Below are 16,195 nucleotides of genomic sequence, written 5' to 3'. Positions count from 1 at the left end.
AAGGCTCTGATGGACGCCAACCGGCTGCTGGTGCGCCCCTGGTTGCCGGGGGTGGAGTTGTTCCATGCGGACTTCTCCGGCCAGCCGTTCGGCCGCCACAGTCACGATGCCTTCGCCATCGGTGCCATCCTGCAGGGCGCCGGCGGCTACCAGTGCCGCGGCGCACACCACGTGCTGCCGGCCGGCACCCTGTCGCTGATGAACCCGGAGGAGCCGCACACCGGCAACGCCGAGTCCGAGCGGCTGGTCTATCGCATGCTCTACATCGAGGAATCGCGGCTGCTGCCGCTGCTCGGCCGCAAGCAGCTGCCGCGCGGCTTCCAGGCGCTCAATCCGCACGATGACGGACAGGTGGCCGAAGCGTTGCGGCGCGTCGCTACGGAGTTCGAGGGGAACGATGCGCTGGCGCTGGAAAGTGAACTGCTGGCGCTGCTGGAGTTGGTCTTCGTCCGCCACGGCGGCATGCGCCCGAACGCCTTGGCATCGCGCGACGGCAGCGTCACAGCCAGGCTGCGGGATTACCTGGAGGTGCATTACCGCGAGGCAGTCAGCCTCGAAGAGCTTGCGGCGCTGCTGCAGCGCCATCCGCGCCACCTGATCGAAGCCTTCCGCAACGCCTACGGTGTGCCGCCGCACACCTACCTGCTGCAGCGCCGTATCCGCGAGGCCAAGCGCCTGCTGGTGGCCGGCGAAAAGCCGCTGGAGGTTGCACTGACCCTGGACTTCTACGACCAGGCGCATTTCTCCGGGACCTTCCGTCGTTTCACCGGCGTCACGCCCGGCCGTTTCCTGCGCGCCACGCGCACCTGAGTTTCTTCCAAGACCGGCGAACCCCGGCGCTTCCAGACTGCGCGACGCCGCTATCCGGGAGATCACCATGTTCGCCGCCTTCGCGCTGGTCGCCAGCACCCACTTCGCCGCCCTGCTGTCGCCCGGGCCGGATTTCTTCCTGCTGATCCGCGCGGCGCTGCTGCGCGGCCGCCGCCATGCCGACGGCTGCGCGGCGGGCATCGCCCTGGCCAATCTGGCGAGCATGCTGCTGGTGCTGTTCGTCCTCGGCCTGCTGCCGGAAGTGGCGAGCCACGGGTTGCGAGTGGTGCAGTTGCTGGGCGGCGCCTACTTCGTCTGGCTCGGCGCGCAGGCGTTGCTGGCGCGGCGGGAGCTGGAGATTCCCGAGGAGCTGGGCCAGCAGCGAAGCGGAGGCTTTCTACGGGGTATGCGCGAAGGGCTGCTTGCCAGCAGCCTCAATCCCAAGCTGCCGATCTTCTACGCCGGGCTGTTCGGTGTACTCGGCCAGTTCCACTTGCCGGGCTGGGCGCTGGGCGTGTGTGTGCTGTGGATGGGCGCGGTAGTGCTGCTGTGGGACATGGCGCTGGTGCGTCTGCTGGATCGCCCGCGCTGGCGCGGCTGGCTGAAGCGCCGGGTGACGGCGCTGGACCGTATTTGCGGGGCTCTGTTGCTGGCGCTGGGCGGCTGGCTGTTGTGGAGCGGGCTTCGCTGACTTTTGTCATTGCAGCCCGCCATTGGAGCCCGCTCGCACCAATCAGTCGCGCTCCAGTGTCCAGACTTTGTTGCCCGGTGCGTACTGCGGCATCTCATCGGCCTGGGCGCGGTTCACTGCCTCGAACAGCTCCAGCTTGTCGCCGTCGCGCTCGAACAGGTACTCGCGTCCTTGCTGGCCCTGTTGCAGCCAGATGCTGTCGTTGTCGCCGCTCATGGCCGCGCAATCGCCGGCCAGGCACAGCGCGTAGCGGTCGGCGCCAGGCATGCCTTCGAGGCTGCCGTTGGCGAGGAACTTGACCTTGCTGCCCTTGCCTTCGCCTTCCTCGATCACCCAGGTGCCCTTGAGATAAGCGGCGTACAGGGCATTCTGGAAGGTACTGCCGGCCGGACCTTGCGCGGCGGGCTGCTCCTTGGGACGCAGGAAGCGCTGCTCGGGCCAGTTGTCGCTGCCGACCTGCACCAGTTCCTTGCCGTCCAGTTCCAGGGCTTCCTGCTTGCTGCCGTAGAAGTCGACGCGGTAGTGCTTGGGGTCTTCGGCAGTCAGCTGGCCTTCGCCCAGCTCGAAGCCATTGCTGAAAGTGGCCTGGCTGGCCTGGGTGTCCAGCTTCCACTCCAGGTTCGGGCCGTAGGCCAGCAGCGCCTCGCGCAGCTTGCCACCCTTGCCGGCGGCATCGATGGCGGCCTGGTTGACCCAGACGCCGGAAGGGTCGGACGGGGTGCCGGCGCAGCCGGTGAGCAGGCCGATCAGGGCGCTCAGGATCAGGGCGCGACGCATGTTTGCTCCTTGCAGACAGAAGAACGGGGCCGCTGGGGCCCCGTAGGTATTTCGTGACGCTTACTCGAGGACGACGATGGCGTCCATCTCGACCTGGGCACCCTTGGGCAGGGCGGCAACGCCGATGGCGGCGCGGGCCGGGTAGGGCTGGGTGAAGTACTTGCCCATGATCTCGTTGACCTTGGCGAAGTGCGACAGGTCGGTGAGGAAGATGTTCAGCTTGGCCACGTCGTGCAGGTAGCCGCCGGAGGCTTCGATCACGGCTTTGAGGTTCTCGAAGACCTGGACGGTCTGCTCTTCGAAGCCCTCGACCAGTTCCATGGTTTTCGGGTCCAGCGGGATCTGGCCGGAGACATAGACGGTGTTGCCAGCCTTGATCGCCTGGGAGTAGGTGCCGATGGCGGCCGGGGCTTTGTCGGTGTGGATTACGGTCTTGGTCATGTCGACTCCTAACGGGGTGGGATCAGCTGCGCATGCGGGTGATGCGGATCACGCCCTTGAGCGCGCGCAGCTTCTTGATGACGCGGGCCAGGTGCACACGGTCATGCACGCTGACGACGAGCTGGACCACGCTGATGCGGCCATCGCGCTCGTCCATGCTGATCTTCTCGATGTTGCCGTCGGCGGCGTTGACGCTGGTGGCGAGCAGGGCGATCAGGCCGCGCTGGTGCTCCAGTTCGACGCGCAATTCGACGTTGAATTCGCCGGTGACATCCTTGGCCCAGCTGAGCTGGATGCATTTTTCCGGGTTATGGCGGATTTCGCTGATGTTCCGGCAGTTTTCCAGGTGCACGACCATGCCCTTGCCGGCCGACAGGTGGCCGACGATCGGGTCGCCGGGGATCGGCGTGCAGCATTTGGCGTAGCTGAGCACCAGGCCTTCGGTGCCGCGGATCGCCAGCGGCCCTTCGGTGCTGGGTGCTTCTTCGCCCTCGCTGGACAGCAGGCGGCGCGCGACCACGTAGGCCATGCGGTTGCCCAGGCCGATCTCTTCGAGCAGGTCCTCGAAGACTTCCATGCGGTACTCGCTGAGCACGCCCTGGATACGTTCCTGCGGGATCTTCTCCAGGTGGCTGTCGAAGCCGGCCAGGGTCTTGTTCAGCAGGCGCTCGCCGAGGTTGATCGACTCGGAGCGGCGCTGCAGCTTGAGCGCGTGGCGGATGTGCGTGCGCGCCTTGCCGGTGACTACGAAGTTGAGCCAGGCCGGATTTGGCCGGGTGCCAGGTGCGGTGACGATCTCCACCGTCGCGCCGCTCTGTAGCGGTTCAGACAGCGGTGCAAGGCGGCGATTGATACGGCAGGCAATGCAGCTGTTGCCGACGTCGGTGTGCACCGCATAGGCGAAGTCGACCGCCGTGGAACCCTTGGGCAGCTCCATGATGCGGCCCTTGGGCGTGAACACGTAGACCTCGTCCGGGAACAGGTCGATCTTCACGTTCTCGATGAATTCCAGCGAGTTGCCGGCGCGCTGCTGCAGCTCGAGGATGCCCTTCACCCACTGGCGCGCGCGGGCATGGGTGCCCTTGGGTGACTCGTCCTCGCTGGACTTGTACAGCCAGTGCGCGGCGATGCCGTGGTTGGCCATCTCTTCCATCTCGCGGGTGCGGATCTGGATTTCGATGGGCACGCCATGCATGCCGAACAGGGTGGTATGCAACGACTGGTAGCCGTTGGCCTTGGGAATCGCGATGTAATCCTTGAAGCGACCGGGGAACGGCTTGTACAGGTTGTGCACGGCGCCGAGCACGCGGTAGCAGGTGTCGACCTTGTCGACGACGATGCGGAAGGCGTAGACGTCCATGATCTCGGTGAACGCCTTGCGCTTGCCGCGCATCTTCTTGTAGATGCTGAACAGGTGCTTCTCGCGGCCCAGGACCTGGCCTTCCATGCCCTCGCGGGCGAGGCAGTTGACCAGCGATTCCTGGATCTTGCCGACGATCTCGCGGCGGTTGCCGCGGGCCTTCTTCACCGCTTGGCGGATGCGCTCCGAGCGCATCGGGTGCATGGCCTTGAAGCCCAGGTCCTCGAATTCCACGCGCATGCTGTGCATGCCCAGCCGGTTGGCGATGGGGGCGTAGATTTCCAGGGTTTCCTTGGCGATGCGCCGGCGCTTCTCGCCCGACAGCACTTCCAGGGTGCGCATGTTGTGCAGGCGGTCGGCCAGCTTGACCAGGATCACGCGGATGTCGCGCGCCATGGCCATGGCCATCTTCTGGAAGTTCTCGGCCTGCGCCTCGGCCTTGGACTCGAAGTTCATCTGGGTCAGCTTGCTGACCCCGTCCACGAGTTCCGAGACGGTTTCGCCGAACTGCGCGGTGAGCGCTTCCTTGGCGATGCCGGTGTCCTCGATCACGTCGTGCAGCATGGCCGCCATCAGGCTTTGATGGTCCATGTGCATGTCGGCGAGGATGTTGGCGACGGCGAGCGGATGGGTGACGTAGGCCTCGCCGCTGCGGCGGCGCTGCCCGTCATGGGCCTGCTCGGCGTAGTAGTAGGCGCGGCGGACCAGGTTGACCTGATCCGGGCCCAGATAGCTCGACAGACGATCGGCGAAGGCGTCTATGCTCGGCATGGATCTACCCCCTGCCGAGCGGCCAGTCGTGGTGTACCGATTCGTCGGCCGGACATCGACTTACAGGGCCTCGTTGTTGGCCTCGTCTTCGAAGGCAGCGAACAGCGGTTCTTCTTCAACCACGTCCTCCAGCAGAACGATTTCGTTGTCGATCAGACCGGAAGCGATTTCGCGCAGGGCGACGACGGTGGGCTTGTCGTTTTCCCACGGTACCTTCGGCTCTTTGCCGCCGGTGGCCAGCTGACGCGAACGCTTGGTGGCGAGCATGACCAGCTCGAAACGGTTATCGACGTTGTCCAGGCAGTCTTCAACGGTGACGCGGGCCATGGTGTTCCTCGTTACTAAAATGTAGGCCCGGAAAATGCCGGGCGGACTGGATAGTCTAAAAAATCGCCAATCTTTATGGAAGTGCCTTCTCTCGGCGACTTCAGGCCAGCAGGCGTTGCAGCAGCTCGGTGTGGCGCTGCTGCTGGGCATCCTGGCGCAGCTGGCGGGCGCGGAAGATCGCCTTGAGGTCTTCCAGCGCGTGGGCGAAATCGTCGTTGATCACCAGGTGATCGTATTCCACATAGTGGCTCATTTCGCTGACGGCTTCCTGCATGCGCCGCTCAATCACTTCGTCGCTGTCCTGGCCACGGTTGGTCAGGCGCTGGCGCAGGGCTTCCTGGGTCGGCGGCAGGATGAAGATCGACTGCGCCTGGGGCATCAGCCGGCGCACCTGCTGCGCGCCCTGCCAGTCGATCTCCAGGATCAGGTCGTTGCCTTCGGCGAGGGTCTTCTCGACCCAGCGCTGGGAGGTGCCGTAGAGGTTGTCGAAGACCTGCGCGTGCTCGAGGAATTCGTCGCGCTCGAGCATGGCCCTGAAGGTGTCGTGGCCAACGAAGTGGTAGTTCACCCCGTCCACTTCGCCCGGACGCATGCCGCGGGTGGTGTGGGAGACGGAGACGCGCACGCTGGGCATGGCGTCGAGCAGGGCCTTGACCAGGCTGGTCTTGCCGGCGCCCGACGGCGCGGAAACGATGTACAGGGTGCCGGACATGGCGCTTTCCTGGAGTTGCGGTGGATTGGGGCCGGAAATCTCCGGCTTACTCGATATTCTGGACCTGTTCGCGCATCTGCTCGATCAGTACCTTGAGGTTGACCGCCGCCTGGGTGGAGCGCGGGTCGAACGCCTTCGAACCCAGGGTGTTGGCTTCGCGGTTGAGTTCCTGCATCAGGAAGTCCAGGCGTCGGCCGGCGGCGCCGCCGGCCTTGAGCACGCGGCGCACCTCGGTGACGTGGGTGGTCAGGCGGTCCAGCTCTTCGGCGACGTCGCTCTTCTGCGCCAGCAGAACCATTTCCTGCTCCAGGCGCTGCGGGTCGAGCTCGGCTTTCATCTCGGTGAAGCGGTCGAGCACTTTCTGCCGCTGGTTGGCGAGCATTTCCGGCACCAGATGGCGCAGGTTCGCCACGTCTTCCTGCATGGCAGTCAGGCGTTCTTCGATGATCTTCGCCAGATCGGCGCCTTCGCGGGCCCGGCCGGCCTTGAGTTCATCCAGTGCCTGGGTGAAGGCGGCCAGGGCGCTGGCGTTGAGCGCCTGCGGGTCGGCGGCGTCGCCTACCAGCACGCCCGGCCAGGCCAGCACGGCCAGCGGGTCGAGCGGGGCGGGCTGCTGGATCAGGCCGGCGACGGTCTCGGCGGCGGCGACCAACTGCGCGGCGCGCTCACGGTCGACTTGCAGTGGTTTGCCGGCGTTTTCCTCATTGAAGCGCAGGGTGCATTCCACCTTGCCGCGCGACAGGCCCTGGCGCAGCGCCTCGCGTACCGCGCCTTCGAGGTCGCGGAAGGCTTCGGGCAGGCGCAGGTTGGGCTCGAGGTAGCGGTGGTTGACCGAACGCAGCTCCCAACTGAGGGTTCCATGGGTGCTGGCGCGCTCGACGCGGGCGAAGGCGGTCATGCTGTGGACCATGGGGTCACCTCTCTGAAAGGATTCGGAAAACGGCCGACAGGTCGTCGGAAACCGGTAATTGTACCCCAGCGTAGCGCGCAGCCGCACGCCGGCGGTGGTTGCGCCCGTCCGCTGGCCTCTATAATGGCGGACATTCACCCGCCAGCAATCTGTACAGGATGCCTCCATGAACCGTCCCAGTGGCCGCGCCGCCGACCAACTGCGCCCGATCCGTATCACCCGCCATTACACCAAGCACGCCGAGGGCTCCGTGCTGGTCGAGTTCGGCGACACCAAGGTGATCTGCACCGTCAGCGCCGAAGCCGGTGTGCCGCGCTTCCTCAAGGGCCAGGGCCAGGGTTGGCTGACCGCCGAATACGGCATGCTGCCGCGTTCCACCGGTGAGCGTAACCAGCGTGAAGCCGCGCGCGGCAAGCAGGGTGGCCGCACCCTGGAAATCCAGCGCCTGATCGGCCGCTCGCTGCGCGCCGCCCTTGACCTCTCCAAGCTGGGTGAGAACACCCTGTACATCGATTGCGATGTGATTCAGGCCGACGGTGGCACCCGCACCGCCTCCATCACCGGCGCCACCGTGGCCGTGATCGACGCGCTGGCCGTGCTGAAGAAGCGCGGCGCGCTGAAAGGTAACCCGCTCAAGCAGATGGTCGCCGCCGTTTCCGTGGGCATGTACCAGGGCGAGCCGGTGCTGGACCTGGACTACCTGGAAGATTCTGCCGCCGAAACCGACCTGAACGTGGTCATGACCGATGCCGGCGGTTTCATCGAAGTCCAGGGCACTGCCGAGGGCGCGCCCTTCCAGCCAGCGGAACTCAATGCCATGCTGGAGCTGGCCCAGAAAGGCCTGCAAGAGCTGTTCGAACTGCAACGCGCCGCGCTGGCCGAGTGACCTGACGGGCGGCGCCCGCTGGATATTGAAAGGCAAGGAGCGACAGGATGAGCGACGAAGTACCGGTACAACAGGTTCAGCCGAGCCGGGAGGCCCGGCAGTGGGCGATGTTCTGTCACTTCGCCGCCTTCCTCGGGTTCATCTTCCCCTTCGGCAATCTGCTCGGGCCGCTGATCGTCTGGCAGATCAAGCGTGAATCGGACCCGTTCGTGGACCGCCAGGGCAAGGAAGCGCTGAACTTCCAGATCACTGTGAGCCTCGCCGTGGTGGTCAGCTTCCTGCTGATGCTGGTGGTGATCGGCTTCTTCCTGCTGGGGCTGGTGAGCATCGGCGCGCTGGTGCTCACCATCATCGCCGGGATCAAGGCCAATGAAGGGCTGGATTACCGCTATCCCTTCACCTGGCGCCCGATCAAGTAAGCGACGAACCCCAGGCACGAAAAAGCCGGCGCGAAGCCGGCTTTTTTCTGTCCGCCGTTTGACGGCGCGACACGACTCAGATGCTCAGCGTCCAGTCGTAGTCCACGATCAGCGGCGCATGCTGGGAGAAGCGCGGCTGGCGCGGCAGCTTGGCGCTGCGCACGAAGCGACGCAGACCCGGTGTGAGGATCTGGTAGTCGAAACGCCAGCCCAGGTTGAGCAACTCGGCCTGTTCGCTTTCCGGCCACCAGCTGTACTGGTCGCCTTCGCGGTTGACCTCGCGCAGGGCGTCGACATAACCCATGGTGCCGAAGATCTCATCCATCCAGCCACGCTCCGGCGCCATGAAACCGGGGTTCTGCTGGCATTCGCGCCAGTTCTTCACGTCCAGTTTCTGGTGCGCGACGTAGAGCGAGCCGCAATAGATGTATTCGCGGCGCTTGCGGCGCTGCTTGTTCATGTACTGGGCGAAATCGTCCATGAACTTGAACTTGTGGTTCAGGTTCTCGTCCCCTTCCTGCCCGGTAGGCAGCAGGAGAGTGGCGATACTCACCTTATCGAAATCGGCTTGCAGGTAGCGCCCGTAACGATCGGCCATCTCGAAACCCAGGCCGCTTATGACAGCCTTGGGTTGCAGACGACTATAGATTGCGACGCCGCCCTGACTGGGCACTTCGGCATCGCAGGCGTACAGGAAGTAGCCATCCAGTTGGTAGGACGGGTCATCCAGATCGAAAGCGGAGGCGCGGGTATCCTGCAAGCAGATCACGTCGGCATTCTGGGCTTGCAGCCAACTGAGCAATCCACGCTCGGCTGCAGCCTGAATACCATTCACGTTCACACTGATGATCCGCATAAATGGCCCCCAAAATCACGTGTGTGTATGATACCCGAGCTCAAACGGTTTAGCTAAATTCATACCGGCCGGTCCTTTCCCCATGCACGCATATCAACGCGATTTCATCCGCTTCGCCATCGAGCGCGGCGTTCTTCGCTTCGGCGAGTTCACCCTGAAGTCCGGGCGTACCAGCCCGTACTTCTTCAATGCCGGTCTGTTCAATACCGGCGTTGCGCTGTCCCAGTTGGGTCGTTTCTACGCCAGCGCAGTGGTCGACAGCGGTATACCTTTCGACGTGTTGTTCGGCCCGGCCTATAAAGGAATCCCGCTGGCGGCCGCTACAGCCATTGCGCTGGCTGAACAGCATGGGCGCGACCTGCCCTGGTGCTTCAACCGCAAGGAAGCCAAGGACCACGGCGAAGGTGGCACGCTGGTTGGCGCACCGCTGACGGGGCGGGCGCTGATCATCGATGACGTGATCACCGCCGGTACCGCGATCCGCGAGGTCATGCAGATCATCGACGCCCAGGGCGCTCAGGCCGCTGGCGTGCTGATCGCGCTGAACCGCCAGGAGCGCGGCAAGGGCGAGCTGTCGGCGATCCAGGAGGTTGAGCGGGACTTTTCGATTCCGGTCGTCAGCATTGTCTCGCTGGAGCAGGTGCTGGAGTATCTGGCCGGCGACGGGCAGCTCAAGCAACATCTGTCGGCGGTCGAGGCGTATCGCGCGCAGTACGGTATCTAACCGCAACCAGGGTGTCGGGCATGGCCAAGCAGGGTGCTTTCCGTAACAGGGTGTTGATGGGGCTTCTGGGAGCCATGCTCGCAGGCCAGGTGGCGGCTGCCGGTCAGGCGGGCGGTCAGGTGGAGATGTACCGCTACGTCAATGACAAGGGCATCACCGTCATCGACCGCCTGGGTGTGCCGTCGCAGTACATCGGCAAGGGTTACCAGGTGCTCAACGACCAGGGCCGGGTGATCCGCGAGGTACCGCCGGCGCCGACTGCCGCCGAGATCGAGCAGCGCAAGGCGGAGGCCGCCCGCGCCAGTTCCGATCAGCAACTGATGCGCATGTACACCAGCGTGGAAGACGTTGACCGTGCCCGCGACCGCAAGCTGGCCGAGCTCGATGGGCTGACCAGCGTAGCCAAGGGCAACCTGCAGTCGTTGAAGACGCAGCAGGCCAGCCTGCAGGCCCGCGCCGCCGACCAGGAGCGCGCCGGGCGCCCGGTGCCGGCCGATCTGGTGGCGCAGTTGGGCAACCTGCGCGGTGACGAACAGCGCCTGCTACACGACATAGCCCGCTATCAGCAGATGCGCACGCAGGCCGTGAGCAGCTTTGGCGAGGACCGCGCCCGCGTCGCTCAACTGGTGGGCGACTGAGCCTACCTTCGCTGCTTACTGTTGCGGCGAGATGCGCTCGAATTCGTTGATCTTTCCGCGCAGCCAGTCCGGCAAGGGCTGGCTTGTCCGATCTTCGTCGGCGTAGGCGTAGATCAGCTCACCCAGCGTCAGCAGGGTTTCATCACACCAGATCGACACCTGGAAGGTCAGGCTGCTGCGGCCGAGTCGGCTGACGCGCACGCCCATTTCCAGCCAGTCGTCGAAGCGCGCTGGCGCCAGGTATTCCAGGGTGGTCTTCACCGCGAACAGATCGCCGCCGCCGCGCAGCAAGTCGGCCGGGTAGCTCACGCCCAGGTGGCGGTAGTACTCGGTGGTGGCGACATCAGCGTAAGTGAGGTAATTGCCGTTGAAGACGATGCCCTGTGGGTCGACTTCCGACCAGCGCACGCGCAGGCCGTGGAAAAAGCTGAAGTCGTTGCGGGAAACCGGGGATGCGGCCATGCGGAAGCTCCTGAAGGCCTGTTCGAGGCGGGATGTCCATGAGGCTGACGCCGTTTCGAGCAGGCAAAAAAACACCCGCGAGGATCGCTCCTGGCGGGTGTCATCGTTTTGATCAGCGCGACTTGCGGTTGGTGATCAGCGTACCGACACCGCTGTCGGTGAAGATCTCCAGCAGCACGGCGTTGGGCACGCGACCATCGATGATGTGCGCGCTGGTCACGCCGCCTTGCACCGCCTCGAGGGCGCAGCGGATCTTCGGCAGCATGCCGCCGTAGATAGTGCCGTCGGCGATCAGCTCGTTGACCTGCTCGGTGGTCAGGCCGGTGAGGACTTCACCCTGCTTGTCCATCAGCCCGGCGATGTTGGTGAGCAGCATCAGCTTCTCGGCCTTCAGCGCCTCGGCCACCTTGCCGGCCACCAGGTCGGCGTTGATGTTGTAGGACTCACCGTTGGCACCCACGCCGATTGGCGCGATGACCGGGATGAAGTCTCCCTGCACCAGCATGTTCAGCAGGTCGACGTTGACCCCGGTGACTTCGCCCACATGGCCGATGTCGATGATTTCCGGCTTGGTCATCTCCGGCGTCTGGCGGGTGACGGTGAGCTTCTTCGCACGGATCAGTTCCGCGTCCTTGCCGGTCAGGCCGATGGCGCTGCCGCCATGGCGGTTGATCAGGTTGACGATGTCCTTGTTCACCTGGCCGCCGAGAACCATTTCCACCACATCCATGGTCTGCGCGTCGGTGACGCGCATGCCATCGATGAAGTGGCTTTCGATCGACAGGCGGCTGAGCAGGTCGCCGATCTGCGGACCACCACCATGGACCACCACCGGGTTGATGCCGACGGCCTTCATCAGCACCACGTCGCGGGCGAAGCTGTTCTTCAGCTCGTCCGTCTCCATGGCGTTGCCGCCGTACTTGATCACCAGCGTCTTGCCAACGAAACGGCGGATGTAGGGCAGGGCTTCGGCAAGGACGCGGGCAACCTGGGCGGCGTCATCGCGGCTCTGGGTCATGGTGGGCTCCGGCATAGAGGTCAAAAGGGCAGGCTGAGGGCGGGGGCGACCGCTTTCAGCTGGGTGCGGAACACGTCCTTGATGCGTTCCAGTTCTTCCTGGGTGTCCGCCTCGAAACGCAGTACCAGCACCGGTGTGGTGTTGGATGCGCGTACCAGGCCCCAGCCTTTGGGGTAATCCACGCGCACGCCGTCGAGGGTGGTGAGGTTGGCTTCACCCCACTGGCCACGGGCCTGCAGCGCCTCGATCAGGGCGAACTTGCCCTCGTCGGTGACGGTGATGTTGATCTCCGGGGTGGAGATGTCCATCGGGAACGCGGAGAACACGCGTTCGGCGTCGCGCTTGTCCAGGCTGATGATTTCCAGCAGGCGCGCGGCGCTGTAGATGCCGTCGTCGAAACCGTACCAGCGTTCCTTGAAGAAGATATGGCCGCTCATCTCGCCAGCGAGCAGGGCGCCGGTTTCCTTCATTTTCTTCTTGATCAGCGAGTGGCCGGTCTTCCACATCACCGGACGGCCGCCGTAGCCGCTGATCAGCGAGATCAGGCGGCGGGTGCATTTGACGTCGAAGATGATGTCGGCGCCAGGGTTGCGCGAGACCACGTCCTTGGCGAACAGCATCAGCAGACGGTCTGGGTAGATGATGGTGCCTTCGTTGGTCACCACGCCCACGCGGTCGCCGTCGCCGTCGAAGGCCAGGCCGAGGTCGGCGCCGGTCTCTTTGACCTTGGCGATCAGGTCTTCCAGGTTCTCGGGCTTGCCCGGGTCCGGGTGGTGGTTGGGGAAGGTGCCGTCAACGTCGCAGTACAGCGGAATCACGGTGCAGCCCAGGGCTTCGATCAGTTGCGGGGCGATCACGCCGGCCACGCCGTTGCCGCAGTCCACCACCACTTTCAGCGGCTTGGCCAGGGCGATGTCATCGCGGATCTGCTGGAAGTAGCGCGGCAGAATGTCGACCTGCTGCACGCTGCCCACGCCGGAAGCGAGGTCGCCATTCTGGATGCGCTCGCGCAGGGCCTGGATCTGTTCGTTGGCCAGGGTCTCGCCGGCGACGACGATCTTGAAACCGTTGTAGTCCGGCGGGTTGTGGCTGCCGGTGAGCATCACGCCCGACTTGCCTTCCAGGACGTTGGCCGCGTAGTACAGCACCGGGGTCGGCACCATGCCGACGTCGGTGACCTGGCAACCGCAGTCGAGCAGGCCCTGGATGAGGTGCTGGACCAGTTCGGGACCGGACAGGCGCCCGTCGCGCCCCACGGAGACGCACGGCTCGCCGCGCGCCAGGCTTTCGGAACCGATTGCACGGCCGACCCAGTAGGCGGTCTCGGTGGTCAGGGTGTCACCCACCACGCCGCGGATGTCGTAGGCGCGGAAGATGCTGGCGGGCAGTTGCGGGGCTTTTGGCGTGCTCATAGCGGGGGGTTGCTCCAATCCCAGGAGATCCTGGTCTTCATCAAGAATGTCGATGTCCAGAATGTCGGTGTTCTGGAATAGCGGATCGACCAATGGCGTTTCGGTGGCAGCGACCGGGACGTTGGCAGCGGCGGCAGCCGGGGCAGGCTGAGCGAGAGCTGCTGGCGCGGGGGCGCTGGCACTGGGTGTTTCGGTCTTGCGGCGTGGCTGGCGAGCCAATGCCTGGGCCAGTGCCTGCAGGCTCGGCAGGCTCAGCTCAGGTGCTTTGGCAGTGCGTTGGCCGGCGAGTTCCTGAATGAACTGGCCCAGGGCCTGGGCATCCTTGCTGACGCGGCGCTGCATCGCACTTTGCGCAAGATAAAGGCCGAGCAGGCCGCCCACCAGTGCCAGCAGTGCGGCGATGCCCAGCAGGGCGGGCGAGTAAAGCGGATCGGTGATGGTCGGGCCGGGGGTGAAGCTCAGCTTCCAGTTCGGGTTGCCGCTGGGCAGCTCCATCACCGCGGCGTCACCCGCTTGGCCGCGTTGCAGCAGGAGTTGCGCCGGGGAATTGCCAAACTGCTGGGACAGCTGCAGCTGGCCGAGGTCGGCGGACATCGGTGGCAGGGTGCCGAGCAGGCGCTGCAGGTCCACCACCAGCAGCAGCGAGCCCTGGATGGAGTTGTCTGCGGCACGCAGGGCGGTCGGGCTGTAGACCAGCCAGCGGGTGCCGACCTTATAGGCCTCCGGCGCTACGGCCTGGCCGCTTTCGACACGGTGCAGCATGTCCAGCGCGGCGTAGTTCAGCGGGCCGGGGCGGGCGGCGTCCTGCACGGCCTGGCCGTTGGCGTTGAGGTGAACGTCTACCAGTCCGTCCAGATGGCCCTGTGTCAGTGCTTTCTCCAGCGCGGCGATGCGCGTCGGATCATTGCTCTGCAGGGTTGGCAGCAGCAGCGGGTCGCCCGCCATGCTGCGGCCGTCCGCCGCCAGCAGGTTCAGACTCTGGCGCAATGCGCCGGCCTGGCTTTCCGACCAGGCGCTGCTCAGCTGGGTGACGTGAGTCTTGTCGGCCTGGCCGAACAGGCTGAACCACAGCAGCGCACCTGCCGCCACCACGCCGCCCACGGTGATTACGATGGCGGGCAGCAGCGGTTTGAGGTCGACCTTGGCAGCCGGTCCTTTGACGGACTTCTCCGCCGGCACGAGTTCCGGCAGTTCGTCGCTGTCCTTGGCGGTGCGTTGGAAAAGTTTCATGCAACGTCTCCTCGGCGATTCATCCTGAAAAAGGGAAGGGTCAATGGCTGCCGGAGTGTCCGAAGCCGCCGGCACCGCGCTGGCTCTCGTCGAAGGCCTCGACCAGCTCGAAGTGCGCCTGCACCACCGGTACCAGCACCAGTTGGGCAATGCGCTCGCCAATGGCGATCTTGAAGGCCGTCTGGCCACGGTTCCAGCACGAAACCATCAGCTCCCCCTGGTAGTCCGAGTCGATCAGCCCGACCAGGTTGCCCAGCACGATGCCATGCTTGTGGCCCAGGCCCGAGCGCGGAAGGATCAGTGCGGCCAGACCCGGATCGGCGACGTAGATGGACAGGCCGGTGGGGATCAGTACGGTCTGGCCCGGCTCGAGGACGCAATCCTCCTTGAGCATGGCGCGCAGGTCGAGGCCGGCGGAACCTGGGGTGGCGTACTGTGGCAGCGGGAAGTCGTTGCCCAGGCGGGGGTCGAGGATCTTGGCTTGCAGGGAGTGCATTGAGTTCTCAGTGTTGATTGATGCGTTCGGCGATAAAGGCGATCAGCTGGCGGGCGATCTTGCCCTTGCTGGTCTGGGCGAACGCAGTCTTGTGCAATTCACGGTCGATGACCGTGATGGCGTTCTCTTCGCTATTGAAGCCGATGGACGGGTTGGCGACGTCATTGGCGACGATCAGGTCGAGATTCTTGTCCTTGAGCTTGCGCGAGGCGTAGTCGAGCAGGTTCTCGGTCTCGGCGGCGAAGCCGACGCTGAATGGGCGGTCGTCGCGCAGCGAGAGGGTGGCGAGAATGTCGGGATTGCGCACCAGCTGCAAGAGCAGCCCGTCACCCTTGGTGGGGTCTTTCTTGAGTTTCTGCGTGGCGACCAGTTCCGGGCGGTAGTCGGCCACGGCGGCGGAGGCGATCAGGATGTCCGCCGGCATCGCTGCCTCGCACGCGGCGAGCATGTCGCGGGCGCTGACCACGTCGACGCGGCTCACCCGGTCCGGGGTCGGCAGATGCACCGGGCCGGTCACCAGGGTCACGCGGGCGCCGGCTTCGGCGGCGGCCTCGGCCAGGGCAAAGCCCATCTTCCCGGAGCTGTGGTTGGTGATGTAGCGCACCGGGTCGATGTTTTCCTGGGTCGGGCCGGCGGTGATCAGGATGTGCTGGCCGGTCAGTGCCTTGAACTCGAAGCAGTCGGCGGCCCGCTGTGCCAGATCATCGGCCTCGAGCATGCGCCCCGGGCCGACATCGCCGCAGGCCTGGCTGCCGGCGGCGGGGCCGAAGAAGTGCAGGCCGCGCGAACGCAGCAGCTCGGCATTCACCTGGGTGGCGGGGTCGCGCCACATGGCCTGGTTCATCGCCGGAGCGAGGGCAACCTGGGCGTCGGTGGCGAGCACCAGGGTGGTCAGCAGATCGTTGGCCACGCCCTGGGCCAGGCGCGCCATGAGGTCGGCGGTGGCGGGGGCGATCAGCACCAGGTCGGCCCAGCGGGCCAGCTCGATGTGGCCCATGGCCGCTTCGGCGGCGGGATCGAGCAGGTCCAGGTGCACCGGATGGCCGGATAGCGCCTGGAGCGTGAGGGGGGTGATGAACTCGCGGCCGCCCTGGGTCATCACGACACGCACCTCGGCCCCCTGGTCGCGCAACCGGCGGACCAGTTCGGCGCTCTTGTAGGCGGCGATACCGCCGCCGACGCCCAGAACGATGCGTTTACGATAGAGCCGCTGCATAGGTCAGCCTTAAATACGGAAATGGATGACGCGCGCTGA

18 protein-coding genes are annotated in these 16,195 nt (G+C 65.2%); 6 read left to right on the top strand and 12 right to left on the bottom strand.

Annotated elements, in window-relative coordinates; all coding sequences use genetic code 11:
- The first annotated feature begins 9 nt into the window (after positions 1 to 9).
- Positions 10 to 810 carry an AraC family transcriptional regulator gene (locus tag CTR55_RS00250; RefSeq protein ID WP_296283473.1) on the top strand — a complete coding sequence of 267 codons (801 nt, stop codon included), beginning with the start codon at positions 10 to 12 and terminating at the stop codon, positions 808 to 810.
- A 67-nt stretch (positions 811 to 877) separates the two neighbouring features.
- On the top strand, positions 878 to 1,501 hold the full coding sequence (locus CTR55_RS00245) for a LysE family translocator (RefSeq protein ID WP_296283471.1): 624 nt from the start codon (positions 878 to 880) through the stop codon (positions 1,499 to 1,501).
- 42 nt (positions 1,502 to 1,543) lie between these two features.
- Here the strand turns inward: CTR55_RS00245 and CTR55_RS00240 are convergent, their stop codons facing one another.
- From CTR55_RS00240 to CTR55_RS00215, 6 genes are all read right to left on the bottom strand, one after another.
- Positions 1,544 to 2,278 (bottom strand): hypothetical protein, encoded by a 735-nt coding sequence (locus CTR55_RS00240; RefSeq protein ID WP_296283469.1) that lies wholly within the window; start codon positions 2,276 to 2,278, stop codon positions 1,544 to 1,546.
- Between the two features lie 60 nt (positions 2,279 to 2,338).
- Positions 2,339 to 2,719: a RidA family protein gene (locus CTR55_RS00235; protein WP_024762056.1), complete on the bottom strand. Its 381-nt coding sequence runs from the start codon at positions 2,717 to 2,719 to the stop codon at positions 2,339 to 2,341.
- 22 nt (positions 2,720 to 2,741) lie between these two features.
- Positions 2,742 to 4,850 (bottom strand): bifunctional GTP diphosphokinase/guanosine-3',5'-bis pyrophosphate 3'-pyrophosphohydrolase, encoded by a 2,109-nt coding sequence (spoT, locus tag CTR55_RS00230; RefSeq protein ID WP_296283465.1) that lies wholly within the window; start codon positions 4,848 to 4,850, stop codon positions 2,742 to 2,744.
- A 60-nt stretch (positions 4,851 to 4,910) separates the two neighbouring features.
- Positions 4,911 to 5,177 (bottom strand): DNA-directed RNA polymerase subunit omega, encoded by a 267-nt coding sequence (rpoZ, locus tag CTR55_RS00225; RefSeq protein WP_045217709.1) that lies wholly within the window; start codon positions 5,175 to 5,177, stop codon positions 4,911 to 4,913.
- A 100-nt stretch (positions 5,178 to 5,277) separates the two neighbouring features.
- Positions 5,278 to 5,889: a guanylate kinase gene (gene gmk / locus CTR55_RS00220; protein ID WP_296283462.1), complete on the bottom strand. Its 612-nt coding sequence runs from the start codon at positions 5,887 to 5,889 to the stop codon at positions 5,278 to 5,280.
- A 46-nt stretch (positions 5,890 to 5,935) separates the two neighbouring features.
- Complete coding sequence (locus tag CTR55_RS00215) at positions 5,936 to 6,799, bottom strand: YicC/YloC family endoribonuclease (protein ID WP_296283460.1); 864 nt, start codon at positions 6,797 to 6,799, stop codon at positions 5,936 to 5,938.
- 166 nt (positions 6,800 to 6,965) lie between these two features.
- On the opposite strand from CTR55_RS00215, the gene rph reads away from it, so the two are divergent.
- The gene (gene rph, locus CTR55_RS00210) at positions 6,966 to 7,685 is read left to right on the top strand and encodes a ribonuclease PH (RefSeq protein ID WP_296283458.1); all 720 of its coding nucleotides are present in this window, start codon (positions 6,966 to 6,968) and stop codon (positions 7,683 to 7,685) included.
- A gap of 47 nt (positions 7,686 to 7,732) precedes the next feature.
- Positions 7,733 to 8,104: a DUF4870 domain-containing protein gene (locus CTR55_RS00205; RefSeq protein ID WP_296283455.1), complete on the top strand. Its 372-nt coding sequence runs from the start codon at positions 7,733 to 7,735 to the stop codon at positions 8,102 to 8,104.
- Between the two features lie 76 nt (positions 8,105 to 8,180).
- Here CTR55_RS00205 and CTR55_RS00200 read toward each other — a convergent pair whose 3' ends face one another.
- Positions 8,181 to 8,960: an exodeoxyribonuclease III gene (locus CTR55_RS00200; protein WP_296283453.1), complete on the bottom strand. Its 780-nt coding sequence runs from the start codon at positions 8,958 to 8,960 to the stop codon at positions 8,181 to 8,183.
- Between the two features lie 82 nt (positions 8,961 to 9,042).
- On the opposite strand from CTR55_RS00200, the gene pyrE reads away from it, so the two are divergent.
- Both pyrE and CTR55_RS00190 read left to right on the top strand, forming a co-directional pair.
- A complete protein-coding gene (gene pyrE / locus CTR55_RS00195; RefSeq protein WP_296283452.1) occupies positions 9,043 to 9,684 on the top strand; it encodes an orotate phosphoribosyltransferase in 642 nt (213 codons plus the stop codon).
- A 56-nt stretch (positions 9,685 to 9,740) separates the two neighbouring features.
- Positions 9,741 to 10,322 carry a DUF4124 domain-containing protein gene (locus tag CTR55_RS00190; protein WP_296283451.1) on the top strand — a complete coding sequence of 194 codons (582 nt, stop codon included), beginning with the start codon at positions 9,741 to 9,743 and terminating at the stop codon, positions 10,320 to 10,322.
- A 15-nt stretch (positions 10,323 to 10,337) separates the two neighbouring features.
- Here the strand turns inward: CTR55_RS00190 and CTR55_RS00185 are convergent, their stop codons facing one another.
- From CTR55_RS00185 to coaBC, 5 genes are all read right to left on the bottom strand, one after another.
- Positions 10,338 to 10,784 (bottom strand): thioesterase family protein, encoded by a 447-nt coding sequence (locus CTR55_RS00185; protein WP_296283450.1) that lies wholly within the window; start codon positions 10,782 to 10,784, stop codon positions 10,338 to 10,340.
- 112 nt (positions 10,785 to 10,896) lie between these two features.
- Positions 10,897 to 11,802: an acetylglutamate kinase gene (gene argB / locus CTR55_RS00180; protein ID WP_296283448.1), complete on the bottom strand. Its 906-nt coding sequence runs from the start codon at positions 11,800 to 11,802 to the stop codon at positions 10,897 to 10,899.
- A gap of 20 nt (positions 11,803 to 11,822) precedes the next feature.
- Entirely contained in the window at positions 11,823 to 14,444 is a 2,622-nt protein-coding gene (locus CTR55_RS00175) for a phosphomannomutase/phosphoglucomutase (RefSeq protein ID WP_296283446.1), read from the bottom strand.
- A gap of 40 nt (positions 14,445 to 14,484) precedes the next feature.
- A complete protein-coding gene (gene dut, locus CTR55_RS00170) occupies positions 14,485 to 14,940 on the bottom strand; it encodes a dUTP diphosphatase (protein ID WP_296283444.1) in 456 nt (151 codons plus the stop codon).
- Between the two features lie 7 nt (positions 14,941 to 14,947).
- The gene (gene coaBC / locus CTR55_RS00165) at positions 14,948 to 16,156 is read right to left on the bottom strand and encodes a bifunctional phosphopantothenoylcysteine decarboxylase/phosphopantothenate--cysteine ligase CoaBC (RefSeq protein ID WP_296283442.1); all 1,209 of its coding nucleotides are present in this window, start codon (positions 16,154 to 16,156) and stop codon (positions 14,948 to 14,950) included.
- Positions 16,157 to 16,195: the final 39 nt, after the last annotated feature.

This window comes from Pseudomonas sp. (genome assembly GCF_002796985.1).
In the GTDB taxonomy this organism is placed as follows: Bacteria; Pseudomonadota; Gammaproteobacteria; order Pseudomonadales; family Pseudomonadaceae; genus Pseudomonas.
This window is presented reverse-complemented; position numbering and strand designations above follow the sequence as displayed.